Raw genomic sequence first — 12,642 nt, 5'->3', positions numbered from 1 at the left:
CCGATGTCCCCCGTCAGCAAAGTCACCGCGAAAGACACCCCGCGAGCCGGCACCGCCCCCTCCGGCGCTGCCCCCACCGGCAACGGGCAGTCCCGCAGCGAAGGCGTCAGCGTCGGAGTGATCCTGCGGTTCCCGTCGCAGGTCGCCGAGGAACTCCAGCGCTGGCGTGCCTCCTTCGGTGACCCGATGGCCGGCGTCATCCCTGCCCACATCACGCTGGTGACCACCACCATGACCAAGGACTGGGAAGCGACGCGGCACCATGTGCGTGAGATCGCGAGCAGGCAGGAGCCCTTCGACGTGACGATCGCCGGCACCGGATCCTTCCGGCCGGTGTCTCCCGTGGTCTTCCTCAACGTTGAAGACGGCTTCGGCCAGTGCGTCAGCCTGCACCGGCAGCTCCAGGCCGGCCCGCTGGAGCGGGAACTGGCGTTTGCGTACCACCCGCACGTCACGGTCGCCCACGACGTCGCGCCGGAAAGCCTCGATGAGGCCGAAACGGCGCTCAGGGATTACAGCGCCACCTTCCCGGTGGCTAGCATGGGACTTTACGAGCACGACGACAACGGCATTTGGCAGCTACGGGAAGAGCTTGACTTTGGGACCGAACCTGACCACTGAGCCGCGCCCGACGCAGGCGCGGCCGGGGCAGCAGCCGCCCGCCGAGCCGCCCCTTCCCACCGAGCTGGCCCGGCTGAAACTGGAAGTCATCCGGAAAAAGATTGACTGGGGCAAGGCCCGCCGCTCCGGCGGCGGGGGACTGGCGTCGCTGGTGCCGATGGTGCAATGGCTGCTGGCCCGGCTCAACGCGTTCCGCCCCGTGCGCGCCTTCCAGCAGTACGGGCGCCGGCACGGCCCGCTGCTGAGTGCCGGCATCGGCTTCAGGATGTTCTTCTCCATCACGGGCCTGCTGGCCACCGGATTCTCCCTGGCCGGACTGGTTCTCAGCGGACAGCCGGCCCTGCTGGAACGAGTGGTCAGCAGTGTGGCCACGGGCGCGCCCGGCCTGCTGAAGGTCGATGGCGGCCAGGGGCTGGTTGATCCCCAGGAGCTGCTGAACCCGGCCGGCCTCGGCTGGACCGCGGTGATCGCGGCCGTGGTGACCGTGGTGACCGCGCTGGGCTGGATCGACGGCCTGCGCGACGGCGTGCGCGCCGTGATGCAGCGCGGCCCGTGGAAGATGAACCCGATCCTGCTGAAACTGCACGACGCCGGCACCCTGCTGTTGCTGGGCGTCGCCCTGGTGATCAGCGCCGGAGCCTCGCTGGTGTTCGGTACGGCCGCGGGCTGGGTAACCGAGCAGCTGAGCCTCGATCCGCTGCTGGCCGGGCCCCTGACCACCTCCGTCAAGATCGCCGTGCCGCTGCTGCTGGGCTGGGCCACCGCCCTGATCATGTTCCGGCTGGCCGCGGGGCTGAAGCTGGCCCGGCGTTCCCTGCTGGAAGGGACCATCCTTGCCGCGGTGGGCACTGGCGTGCTGCAGATCTTTAGCGCCGAGCTGCTCGCCGGCGCGGGACGGAACCCCATCCTGGCACCGTTCGCCATCATCATCGGCCTGCTGATCTGGTTCAACCTGGTCAGCCAGGTCTACCTCATCGCCGCCGCGTGGGCCGCGATCCGGGATGAGGACCTCAAGGCCGAGCCCGCCAACAAGACGACCGGTTGGGGCGCCCGCCAGGTGCAGCCGGGCAAGACCCCGGCGGAGTCCGGCGCCCGGAAACGGCCTGCAGCTGCCGCGCCTACAAGCCGGCGTCGAGGTACTGATCGGCCCACGCCGAAATAATCTTCGCGGCCCGCGCTGCCTGGCCCTTGCCGGTCAGCAGGTGATCGCTTCCCTCCAGCGAGACGAAGCTGCGCGGGTGGCGCGCCGTCTGGAAGATGGTGCTGGCGTTCTCAATGCCGACCGTGTTGTCCGTGGGGGAGTGCAGCACCATCAGCGGCTTGTGCAACTGCCGGATGCAGTCCGTCAGGTCCGCATTTTCCAGGTCCTCCACGAAATGCCGGCGGATCTCCACCCGTTTGCCGCCCAGGTCCACCTCGGCGCTGCCTTCGCTGAGGATCCGGTCCAGGGCCGTGTCAAAGACGTGCGCCACATGCTTGGGCGAGAACGGAGCGCCCACCGTCGCGACGGCGTCGAGCTCCGGAATCGCCCGGGCCGCTGCCAGGACGGCTGCGCCGCCGAAGGAATGGCCCACCAGCAGGGAGGCCGGCCTGCCCGACTCCCGCATGAACTCGGCGGCCCTGACGGTGTCGGCCACCTTGTGGCTGAAGGAGCCCTCCGACCACAGCCCCCCGGATTCGCCCAGCCCCAGGTTGTCGAAGCGGAGCATGCCCACGCCGTTGTCCGCCAGCGCCTTGCACATCCGGGACGCCGCGGGGCTGTCCTTGCCCAGCGTGAAACCGTGCGAGAACACGCCCCAGCCCTTCACCTTCCCCTCCGGGACGTCGATGATGCCGGAGAGCAGTTCGCCGGTGGAACCCTGGAAGGAGACTTTTTCGGAGCGGGACAAGGGGAGCCTTTTCGTTGAATGGGAAGACGACGACGGCGCCCCCACCCGGAAAGGTGGGAGGCGCCGTCGTCGTCAAGTCCTTTGGAGAGCCGCCGGTACAGCGGTTGCTAGATCTTGCGGGACAGGATGGCCTGCTTGACCTCGGCGATCGCCTGCGTGATCTGGATGCCGCGGGGGCATGCCTCGGTGCAGTTGAAGGTGGTGCGGCAGCGCCACACGCCTTCCTTGTCGTTGAGGATCTCGAGGCGCATATCGCCGGCATCATCACGGGAATCGAAGATGAAGCGGTGGGCGTTCACGATTGCCGCGGGGCCGAAGTACTGGCCGTCGGTCCAGAACACCGGGCAGGACGAGGTGCACGCGGCGCAGAGGATGCACTTGGTGGTGTCGTCGAACCGCTCGCGTTCCTCGGCGGACTGCAGGCGCTCCTTGGTGGGTTCGTGGCCCCGGTTGATCAGGAAGGGCATGACTTCGCGGAAGGACTGGAAGAACGGTTCCATGTCCACGATCAGGTCCTTCTCCACCGGCAGGCCCTTGATCGGCTCGACCGTGATGGGCTTGGACGTGTCCAGGTCCTTCAGCAGGGTCTTGCAGGCGAGGCGGTTGCGGCCGTTGATGCGCATGGCATCGGAACCGCAGACGCCGTGGGCACAGGAACGGCGGAAGGAGACGCTGCCGTCGATTTCCCACTTGATCTTGTGCAGGGCGTCGAGGACACGGTCGGTGCCGTACATGGTGACCTTGAAGTCATCCCAGGTGGATTCGTCGGAGACCTCGGGGTTGTAGCGGCGCACGCGCAGCGTCACGTCGAAGGACGGGATTTCCCCGCCGCCTCCGATGTGGGCGGGCAGTTCGATCTTGGAGGCCGGCTCAGCAAGTTCAGCGGTCATCTTAGTACTTCCTCACCATCGGCTCGTAACGCGTAAAGACCACCGGTTTGGTGGCAAGCCGGATTCCAGCTGTTGTTTCTGCGGTTTCCGCAGCCCCATCCGCCGGGGCATGCTCATCCTTGTACGCCATCGAGTGCTTCATGAATTTTTCGTCGTCACGCTCGGGGAAGTCCTCGCGGAAGTGCCCGCCGCGGGATTCCTCGCGGTGCAGGGCCGCCACGGTCATGACCTTGGCGAGCTCCAGCAGGAAGCCCAGTTCCACGGCCTCCAGGAGGTCCAGGTTGAAGCGCTTGCCCTTGTCCTGGACGCTGATGCGCTGGTACCGCTCCTCGAAGGACGCGATGTCCTTCAGGACCTGGTTCAGCGTCCCGGCGGTGCGGAACACCTGCATGTTGGCATCCATCGTGTCCTGCAGTTCCTTGCGGATCGCAGCGACCTTTTCGGTGCCGTCCGAGGTGCGGACGTGGTCCAGCAGGTTCAGCGTGTAGGCCTCCGGGTCAGCGGGGAGCTCCACGAAGTCGGCGGTCTTGGCGTACTCCGCGGCGGCGATGCCGGCGCGCTTGCCGAAGACGTTGATGTCCAGCAGCGAGTTGGTGCCCAGGCGGTTGGAACCGTGCACGGAGACACAGGCCACCTCGCCGGCGGCATAGAGGCCCGGGACAACCGTGTCGTTGTCCTGGAGGACCTCGGCGGTGATGTTGGTGGGGATGCCGCCCATGGCGTAGTGCGCCGTCGGGAAGACCGGAACCGGCTCCGTGTACGGCTCGACGCCCAGGTAGGTGCGGGCGAACTCGGTGATGTCCGGCAGTTTGGCGTCGATGTGCGCCGGCTCAAGGTGGGTCAGGTCCAGGAGGACGTAGTCCTTGTTGGGGCCGCAGCCGCGTCCCTCACGGACTTCGTTGGCCATGGAACGGGCCACGATGTCGCGGGGGGCGAGGTCCTTGATGGTGGGGGCGTAGCGCTCCATGAAGCGCTCACCCTCCGAGTTGCGCAGGATCGCTCCTTCGCCGCGGGCGGCCTCGGAGAGGAGGATGCCCAGGCCGGCCAGGCCTGTCGGGTGGAACTGGAAAAACTCCATGTCCTCCAGCGGGATGCCGCGGCGGAAGGCGATTCCCATGCCGTCACCGGTGAGGGTGTGGGCGTTGGAGGTGGTCTTGAAGACCTTGCCGGCGCCGCCGGTGGCGAAGATCACGGACTTGGCCTGGAAGACGTGGAGCTCACCGGAGGCGAGGTCGTAGGAGACGACGCCGGCGACGCGCTTCTGCTTGTACGCCGTGCCGTCCTCGCGGACCGCGTCTTCCTCGACGGTCAGCAGGTCCAGCACGTAGTACTCGTTGTAGAACTCGACGTTGTGCTTGACGCAGTTCTGGTAAAGGGTCTGCAGGATCATGTGGCCGGTGCGGTCTGCGGCGTAGCAGGCGCGGCGGACCGGAGCCTTGCCGTGGTCGCGGGTGTGGCCACCGAAACGGCGCTGGTCAATCCGGCCCTCGGGCGTGCGGTTGAACGGCAGGCCCATCTTTTCCAGGTCCAGGACGGCGTCGATCGCTTCCTTCGCCATGACCTCGGCGGCGTCCTGGTCAACCAGGTAGTCGCCGCCCTTGATGGTGTCGAAGGTGTGCCACTCCCAGTTGTCTTCCTCGACGTTGGCCAGGGCTGCGCACATGCCGCCCTGCGCCGCGCCGGTGTGGGAACGGGTGGGGTACAGCTTGGTCAGTACTGCTGTTTTCGCGCGCTGACCTGATTCGATCGCCGCGCGCATCCCGGCGCCACCGGCACCGACGATGACGACGTCGTACTTATGGACCTGCATACCAGACGCTCTTTCTCTCAAAATTCGCTATCAAACACCGGCCGGCGGAGCCTGCCCGGTGAAGTCTCGTGGAATCCCTGACCTGCACCGGGCAGTCAAGGATCGGTGGCCGCTAGGGCCGCGCCGCTGGGGCCGTGCCGCTACGGCGCGGGGCAGAAGCCGCCCGGCAGCTGGACACCGTTGACCACGGGGCACGGGTCGAAGGTGAAGATGACCATGGTGCCCAGGACGATGATGACGGTGGTGGCCGCGTAGAGAACGATCTTCAGCCAGAGACGCGTGGCGTCCTTCTCCGCGTAGTCGTTGATGATGGTGCGGACGCCGTTGGTGCCGTGCAGCATGGCCAGCCACAGCATGGCCAGGTCCCAGACCTGCCAGAACGGGTCGGCCCACTTGCCGGCCACGAAGCCGAAGTCGATGGCGTGGATGCCCTCGCCCACCAGCAGGTTGACGGTCAGGTGGCCGAAGATCAGGACCACCAGGACCACGCCGGAAAGCCGCATGAAGAGCCAGGCGAGCATTTCGAAATTGCCCCTGGACGAGCCGCTGCGGCGGTACTGCGGGGCAATGCGGCCGCTGCCGACCTTTGCGCTTCTCGGGGGCTGAATCTCAGTTGCACTCATGGCTTAGTGACCTCCAAAGGCGAGGGAAAGGTGGCGGATGGAGAAGCCCACCATGACGACGACCCAGAGGGCCAGCACCGTCCACAGCATCTGGCGCTGGTACTTTGCGCCCTTCTTCCAGAAGTCGACGGCGATGATCCGCAGGCCGTTGAAGGCGTGGAACACAATCGCTGCGACAAGGCCCGTTTCACCCAGGGCCATCAGGGGGTTCTTGTAGGTTCCGATCACGGCGGTGTAGGCCTCGGGGGACACACGCACCAGTGAGGTGTCCAGCACATGGACCAACAAGAAGAAAAAGATCACTACACCGGTAATGCGGTGTCCAACCCAGGACCACATGCCTTCACGGCCGCGGTACAAGGTGCCAGCTGGTTTTGTCGGCACTGAATAAACCTCCCTGCAACACAGCGGCGCTGGCATGGGATCCACGCGGGGGGAACGCCTGCTGCGAGAGCACTCATAAACTCAAGCCTAAATCTAGGCTTCGCCCACAGCTTATTCAATTCAGCCACCCGTTGGTGACGGGCCCCGGCGGGGTTTTCCTCCAGTTTTGAGACTAACGCCACATTCCCGCGCTGGGCGTAGCGGTCGCGGGAGTGCCCCGCAGGAGCGGCAGGTGCCGTGTCCTGACCCCTGATCAGGGGCGGCCGGGCCGGATTCAGCTAAAGTAGCCGTGATGACTACAGACAAAGTGACAAGCCAGGACTCACCACAGGGTTCGGCCCTGAGCCGATTTATTGCGGTGATTCCGGCAGGCGGTGTGGGGACCCGCCTCTGGCCTCTGTCGCGGGCAGCAGCCCCCAAGTTCCTGCACGACCTCACGGGCTCGGGCAGCACACTGCTGAGATCCACCTACGACCGGCTGGAGCCGCTCGCCGGCAAGCACATGCTCGTGGTGACCGGAATGGCCCATCGTGACGCTGTCTGTCGCCAGCTCCCCGAGATTGACGACGCGGACCTTGTGCTGGAGAGCGAACCCAAAGACTCCGGCGCCGCCATCGGTTTGGCCGCGGCGATCCTGCACGAGCGCGATCCGGACACCATCATGGGCTCTTTTGCGGCGGACCAGGTGATCAGCCCCGACGAGCTGTTTCATGAGGCCGTCAGGGAGGCCATCCACACCGCCGCGGCCGGCAAGATCGTCACGATCGGCATCAAGCCCACGCACCCCTCCACCGGCTTCGGGTACATCCGGGCCGGGAAGAAACTCGGCGTGGACGGCGCCCCCAGTGCCCAAGCCGTTGTCGAGTTCGTGGAGAAGCCCAGCGAAGAGGTGGCCCAGGAGTACCTCGACAGCGGCGAGTATGTCTGGAACGCCGGTATGTTCGTGGCTCCCGTCTCGCTGATGCTCAAGCACCTCGAAGCCAACCAGCCCGAGCTTTTCGCCGGGGTGCAGGAAATCGCCAAGGCCTGGGACACCCCGCAGCGCGACGAGGTCACGGCCCGCGTCTGGCCCACCCTGCCCAAAATCGCAATTGACTACGCCGTGGCCGAACCGGCCGCAGCCGCCGGGGACGTCGCCGTCGTGCCCGGAACCTTCCGCTGGGACGACGTCGGGGACTTTGCCTCGGTGGGCCGGCTCAACAGCGCCAAGGAAGTCAAGGACGTCACCGTGATCGGTGAGGGTGCCCGCGTCTTCACGGAGGACGCGAGCGGCGTGGTGGTCTCCGATACCAAGCGCGTGATCGCGCTGATCGGCATCAAGGACGTCGTGGTGGTGGATACCCCTGATGCCTTGCTCGTGATGCACAAGGAACACTCCCAGCGTGTCAAGCAGGCCGTTGACGCCCTCAAGGCCAGCGGCGACACCGACGTCCTGTAGCCGCCAGCGGGCCTTGCCGGCCGGCGGCGAACGTTCATTCATCCGTAACGCGCCGTACCCGATGCCGCTATTCTTTGTGCGCTCGCTAGAGTTATTCCGTGCGCAATTACACTACTGAAGCTGAGCCCACCACACTGGTGGGGCCGTGGCTGGAGCCCCTCCTGCCGGAGCTGATCGCGTTCCGCCGTGACCTGCATGCGCACCCGGAGCTGTCCTTCAAGGAGTTCCGCACCACAGACAAACTCGTCGAACGCCTCCAGGACGCAGGCCTCACGCCCCGCCGCCTCGAGGGCACCGGCCTGACGGTGGACATCGGCGAGGGTCCCATCGCCACCGCCCTCCGCGGCGACATCGACGCCCTGCCGATCATCGAGGAAACCGGGCTCGAGTTCGCCTCGAAGAACCACGGCGTCACCCACGCGTGCGGACATGACGTCCACACCACCACCATGCTCGGCGCGGCCCTGGTCCTGCAGCGGATGCACGAGGAGTCGCCGCTGCGCGGTTCCGTGCGGATCATCTTCCAGCCGGCCGAGGAAACGATGCCCGGCGGCGCCCAGAGCTGCATCGAACAGGGCGTCCTGGCGGGTGTTCCCCGGATCCTGGCCCTGCACTGTGACCCCCGGATCGAAGTGGGCAAGATCGGCACCCGGATCGGTGCCATCACCTCCGCCTCGGACACCATCAAGATCGAGCTGACCGGCCGCGGGGGACACACCTCACGCCCGCACCTGACCGAAGAGCTCATCTTTGCCCTGGCTCAGATCGCGATCAACGTTCCAGCAGTGCTGTCCCGCCGCGTTGACGTCCGCAGCGGCGTCTCCGTGGTCTGGGGCCACATCTCCGCCGGCTCCGCCCCCAACGCGATCCCTGCCAGCGGCTATATGGCGGGCACCATGCGCTGCCTGGACCGCGATGCCTGGCACAGTGCCGGTGTAATCCTCGACGAGGTGGTGCAGCAGATCGCGGCGCCGTACGGCGTCGACGTCCACCTCGAACACACCCGCGGCGTGCCTCCCGTGGTGAACTCCGAACACGAGACCGCCCTGATCGAGGCCGCAGCCCGCGCCGAAATCGGCGAGGGTGCCGTGGTCCTGACGCCGCAGTCGATGGGCGGCGAGGACTTCGCCTGGTTCCTTGCGGAAACCCCCGGCGCCATGATGCGCCTGGGCACCAAGACCCCCGGCGGCGAAGAATACGACCTCCACCGCGGCGACTACATCCTGGACGAACGCGCGCTCGGCCTGGGCATCCAGGTCCTCACCGCCGCGGCGCTGCGCACGCTCCGCGACCTCTAGCCCTCCGCGACCTCCACACCCCGGCGCGCCACACCCCAAACCCCGGCGATGTGCTTATTAGGTTGTGCACAATTCAATTGTGGACTACGGTAGTGCTATGACCAACGAGCCGAGTCTCAACGCCCCCCGCCTCCACAGGCAGGTGTGCTTCGCGATGTACTCGGCGTCGCGTGCCGCCACCGCGGCTTACCGGCCGATGCTGGAGGAGCTGGGCCTGACCTACCCCCAGTACCTCGTGATGCTGGTGCTCTGGGAAGAGCAGCCCCGCAGCGTCCGGGAGCTGGGGGAGGAGCTCGGGCTCGATTCGGGCACGCTCTCCCCGCTGCTGAAGCGGCTTGAAGCCCTGGGCCTCGTGGAACGGCGCCGATCCTCGGAGGACGAGCGCCGGGTGGAAATCTTCCTGACCGACGCCGGTGCGGCCCTGAGCTCCGACGCCACCGGCATACCGCAGCGGCTCGCCGATGCCGCCGGGCTGTCGCCCGCAGAACTTGACCGGCTCCGGGACACCCTCGGCCGGCTCACCGCCGCGCTGCATTCCTCTCGCTGAGCACCCCGGCCGACCCGGCCGACGGCGAAATCGCGGGAGGCGCGCCGACTCGCCGGGAGTTCACGGCTCCTCCGCAGGCTTCCGGCGAATTCCCCGCTGAGCACATACCTCCAACAGAACGGAACCACATGAAGACTCTCTACACTGCAGAAGCACTGGCCTCGGGCGAAGGCCGGGACGGCAACGCCCGGAGCCAGGACGGCAAACTCGATGTCACTCTGGCCAGCCCGGTGGAACTCGGCGGCACCGGCGAAGGTACTAACCCCGAGCAGCTGTTCGCCGCCGGCTACGCGGCGTGCTTCCACTCGGCGCTGCGCCTCGTGGGGCGCAAGGAACGGGCGGACCTGACGGACTCCGCCGTCGCCGCCAAGATCCACTTCGGCGCCCTCGCCGACGACGCCGGCTACGGGCTCGCCGCCGAACTGGAGATCGCTTTGCCCGCAGTGGACCGGCGCACCGCTGAGGCCCTCGTGGCAAAGGCGCACCAGATCTGCCCGTACTCCAACGCCACCCGCGGCAATATGAACGTCGACATCAAGATTCTGGAGGTCGCCGCATGAACGCCAACACGGCAGACACCGCCGCCGTCCCCACCGGCCCACTCCCCACCACCACACGGGAAGTCCAGCTGGCGTCCCGGCCGCACGGCCGCCCGGTGCCGGATAACTTCCGCCTGGCGGAAGCGCCGCTGCCGGAACTGCAGGACGGCCAGGTGCTGGTCCGCAATCTCTACATCTCGGTGGACCCGTACATGCGCGGCCGGATGAACGACGTCAAGTCCTATTCCGCCCCGTTCGCCCTGGACGCGGCGCTCGACGGCGGTGCCGTCGGTGAGGTGATCGCGTCCCGGGCCGAGGGGCGAACGGTGGGGGACGCCGTCGTGCACCAGCTCGGCTGGCGGGAGTACGCCGTCGTGGACGCCCAGGCCACCACCCTGGCGAGCACGGACCTTGCCCCGGCCTCCGCCTTCCTCGGAGCGCTCGGCATGACGGGACTCACCGCCTATGCAGGCCTGCTCAAGGTTGCCGAGTTCAAGCCCGGCGACGCCGTCTTCGTCTCCGGAGCGGCCGGCGCCGTGGGCTCGCTGGTGGGCCAGATCGCCAAAGCCCAGGGCGCCTCCCGGGTGATCGGCAGTGCCGGCAGCCCCGGGAAGGTGGCGCGGCTGCTGGAGCTCGGCTTCGACGCCGCCTTCAACTACCACGACGGCCCGGTCCGGGACCTGCTGCAGGAGGCCGCCGGAGAAAATGGTATCGACGTCTACTTCGACAACGTCGGCGGAGAGCACCTCGAGGCGGCGCTCTCGGTCCTCAACGTGGGCGGAAGGGTGGCCCTGTGCGGCGCCATCTCGCAGTACAACGCCACCGAGGCACCGGCCGCCCCGCGCAACCTGGCGGTCGCCATCGGCAAGCAGCTGACCCTGCGCGGCTTCCTCGTCGGCGGGCAGCGGCAGCACTCGGCGGAATTCGCCCAGCAGATGGCGGCCTGGCTCGCGGACGGCACGGTCCGCTACGACGAGACGGTGGTGGACGGGCTGGAGAACGCGCCGCGGGCCTTCATGGACCTGCTCGACGGCGCCAACACCGGCAAGATGCTCGTCCGGATGTAGCGCTGCGCACGCGCGCCGCGCACGCGCGCGGACACCTGGGGCCCCGGAATCCGCGATTTCGGGGCCTCAGGTGCCCGCTCGCGGATCCCGCGAAAGCATCCGCGCCTACCGCTTGGTAACAAGTTCTCAACAATCTAGGGAAATGCCGTGAACTGTGTTATCCGGACCTGTTGCCGGACACTAAAGTAGCTTGCATCAGTGCGCCCCGGCGCAGTGCTGCGAACTCGTCAGTGAAAACAGCGTTGCAGCGGCAATACCGCCAACAGACACTCATTGAACTCCTGTCGTAGCGCCTACTCTTTCTTCCTGGAGGAACATTGAAGAACTCACTGCGTGCCACCCTCAAGCGCGGTTCAACGGCGGGAGTCGCCACCGCGGGTGCGGCTGCACTCCTGCTGACCGGTTGCGGGGCTGCCCCGGACGCCGGCAGCAGCGCCACCAACACGGCGAGCAACTACACGGGTTGCATCGTGTCCGACTCGGGTGGATTCGACGACCAGTCGTTCAACCAGTCCTCCTGGGAAGGCTTGAAGAAGACCGAGAAGGACCTCGGCATCAAGGTCAACCAGGTGGAGTCCAAGACCAACAACGACTTCGAGCCGAACCTGCGCGCCATGGTCACGGCCGGCTGCAACCTGACCATCACCGTCGGCTTCCTGCTGGGCGACGCCACGAAGGCCCAGGCCACGGCGAACCCGGACAAGCACTTCGCGATCATCGACTTCGGCTACGACACCCCGATCGCCAACGTCAAGCCGATCATCTACGACACGGCCCAGGCCGCCTTCCTGGCCGGCTACCTCGCGGCAGGCACCACCAAGACCGGAACGGTCGCCACCTTCGGCGGCATCAAGATCCCCACCGTCACCATCTTCATGGACGGCTACGCCGACGGCGTGAAGTACTACAACGAGCAGAAGGGCAAGGACGTCAAGGTTCTTGGCTGGGACAAGGCCAAGCAGGACGGCTCCTTCACCGGCGACTTCGAAAAGCAGGACAAGGGCAAGCAGTTCACCCAGAACTTCCTGGACCAGGGCGCGGACATCGTCATGCCCGTCGCCGGACCGGTCGGCAAGGGTGCGGGCGCGGCCCTGAAGGAAGCCAAGGCGGCAGGCAAGGACGTCAAGCTCATCTGGGTTGACTCCGACGGCTTCCTCACGGCACCGGATTACAAGGACATCATGCTCTCCTCCGTCATGAAGCAGATGGGCGAGGCTGTCGAGACCGTTGTGAAGGAAGACAAAGAGGGCAAGTTCACCGGCACACCGTACGTTGGCACCCTCGCGAACGACGGCGTCCGGCTGGCTCCGTTCCACGACCTGGACTCCGCGGTTCCGGCCGAGCTGAAGACCGAGCTGGACCAGATCCAGAAGGACATCGCCGACGGCAAGCTGAAGGTTGAATCCGCAGCGAGCCCGAAGGGCTAGCCTCCTCCTCTCGGCGCCACGGCCCGTCCGGTCATTCACCGCACGGGCCGTGGCGCTTTTCGTTGAGCGGACTCCGCTCCGCCTCCGGCCGCAAGCACTAGGCTGGTGC

13 protein-coding genes are annotated in these 12,642 nt (G+C 66.8%); 8 read left to right on the top strand and 5 right to left on the bottom strand.

Features of this window, described 5'->3' with window-relative positions; genetic code table 11:
- Positions 1 to 3 precede the first annotated feature (3 nt).
- The gene (locus tag ABIB26_RS11295; RefSeq protein WP_354242715.1) at positions 4 to 621 is read left to right on the top strand and encodes a 2'-5' RNA ligase family protein; all 618 of its coding nucleotides are present in this window, start codon (positions 4 to 6) and stop codon (positions 619 to 621) included.
- Between the two features lie 100 nt (positions 622 to 721).
- Positions 722 to 1,783 carry a YihY/virulence factor BrkB family protein gene (locus tag ABIB26_RS11290; protein ID WP_354242887.1) on the top strand — a complete coding sequence of 354 codons (1,062 nt, stop codon included), beginning with the start codon at positions 722 to 724 and terminating at the stop codon, positions 1,781 to 1,783.
- On the opposite strand, the gene ABIB26_RS11285 is transcribed toward ABIB26_RS11290, so the two are convergent.
- The 5 genes from ABIB26_RS11285 to sdhC all read right to left on the bottom strand — a co-directional run bounded on the left by ABIB26_RS11285 (position 1,740) and on the right by sdhC (position 6,217).
- Complete coding sequence (locus ABIB26_RS11285) at positions 1,740 to 2,510, bottom strand: alpha/beta hydrolase family protein (protein WP_354242712.1); 771 nt, start codon at positions 2,508 to 2,510, stop codon at positions 1,740 to 1,742. The genes ABIB26_RS11290 and ABIB26_RS11285 overlap by 44 nt on opposite strands.
- A 107-nt stretch (positions 2,511 to 2,617) precedes the next feature.
- Positions 2,618 to 3,400 (bottom strand): succinate dehydrogenase iron-sulfur subunit, encoded by a 783-nt coding sequence (locus ABIB26_RS11280; protein WP_354242709.1) that lies wholly within the window; start codon positions 3,398 to 3,400, stop codon positions 2,618 to 2,620.
- Position 3,401: 1 nt separating this feature from the next.
- Entirely contained in the window at positions 3,402 to 5,210 is a 1,809-nt protein-coding gene (sdhA, locus tag ABIB26_RS11275) for a succinate dehydrogenase flavoprotein subunit (RefSeq protein ID WP_354242706.1), read from the bottom strand.
- Between the two features lie 140 nt (positions 5,211 to 5,350).
- On the bottom strand, positions 5,351 to 5,833 hold the full coding sequence (locus ABIB26_RS11270; RefSeq protein WP_354242703.1) for a succinate dehydrogenase hydrophobic membrane anchor subunit: 483 nt from the start codon (positions 5,831 to 5,833) through the stop codon (positions 5,351 to 5,353).
- Between the two features lie 3 nt (positions 5,834 to 5,836).
- Complete coding sequence (gene sdhC / locus ABIB26_RS11265; protein ID WP_354242701.1) at positions 5,837 to 6,217, bottom strand: succinate dehydrogenase, cytochrome b556 subunit; 381 nt, start codon at positions 6,215 to 6,217, stop codon at positions 5,837 to 5,839.
- A 292-nt stretch (positions 6,218 to 6,509) separates the two neighbouring features.
- Between sdhC and ABIB26_RS11260 the strand changes: the two genes are divergently transcribed.
- The 6 genes from ABIB26_RS11260 (at position 6,510) to ABIB26_RS11235 (ending at position 12,533) form a co-directional block, all read left to right on the top strand.
- Complete coding sequence (locus ABIB26_RS11260; protein WP_354242699.1) at positions 6,510 to 7,655, top strand: mannose-1-phosphate guanylyltransferase; 1,146 nt, start codon at positions 6,510 to 6,512, stop codon at positions 7,653 to 7,655.
- 98 nt (positions 7,656 to 7,753) lie between these two features.
- Positions 7,754 to 8,953 (top strand): amidohydrolase, encoded by a 1,200-nt coding sequence (locus tag ABIB26_RS11255; RefSeq protein ID WP_354242697.1) that lies wholly within the window; start codon positions 7,754 to 7,756, stop codon positions 8,951 to 8,953.
- A 97-nt stretch (positions 8,954 to 9,050) separates the two neighbouring features.
- Positions 9,051 to 9,500, top strand: coding sequence for a MarR family winged helix-turn-helix transcriptional regulator (locus tag ABIB26_RS11250; protein ID WP_354242694.1), 450 nt, complete (start codon positions 9,051 to 9,053; stop codon positions 9,498 to 9,500).
- A 128-nt stretch (positions 9,501 to 9,628) separates the two neighbouring features.
- Complete coding sequence (locus ABIB26_RS11245; protein WP_354242692.1) at positions 9,629 to 10,060, top strand: organic hydroperoxide resistance protein; 432 nt, start codon at positions 9,629 to 9,631, stop codon at positions 10,058 to 10,060.
- Positions 10,057 to 11,106 carry an NADP-dependent oxidoreductase gene (locus ABIB26_RS11240; protein ID WP_354242689.1) on the top strand — a complete coding sequence of 350 codons (1,050 nt, stop codon included), beginning with the start codon at positions 10,057 to 10,059 and terminating at the stop codon, positions 11,104 to 11,106. Before ABIB26_RS11245 ends, ABIB26_RS11240 begins: the two co-directional genes overlap by 4 nt.
- A 317-nt stretch (positions 11,107 to 11,423) precedes the next feature.
- The gene (locus tag ABIB26_RS11235) at positions 11,424 to 12,533 is read left to right on the top strand and encodes a BMP family lipoprotein (protein WP_354242688.1); all 1,110 of its coding nucleotides are present in this window, start codon (positions 11,424 to 11,426) and stop codon (positions 12,531 to 12,533) included.
- The last annotated feature ends 109 nt before the right edge of the window (positions 12,534 to 12,642 follow it).

It is taken from the genome of Arthrobacter sp. UYEF20 (genome assembly GCF_040546335.1).
Lineage (GTDB): Bacteria > Actinomycetota > Actinomycetes > Actinomycetales > Micrococcaceae > Arthrobacter.
The sequence above is the reverse complement of the archived record's forward strand: the minus strand, read 5'-3'. Positions and strand labels throughout refer to the sequence as shown.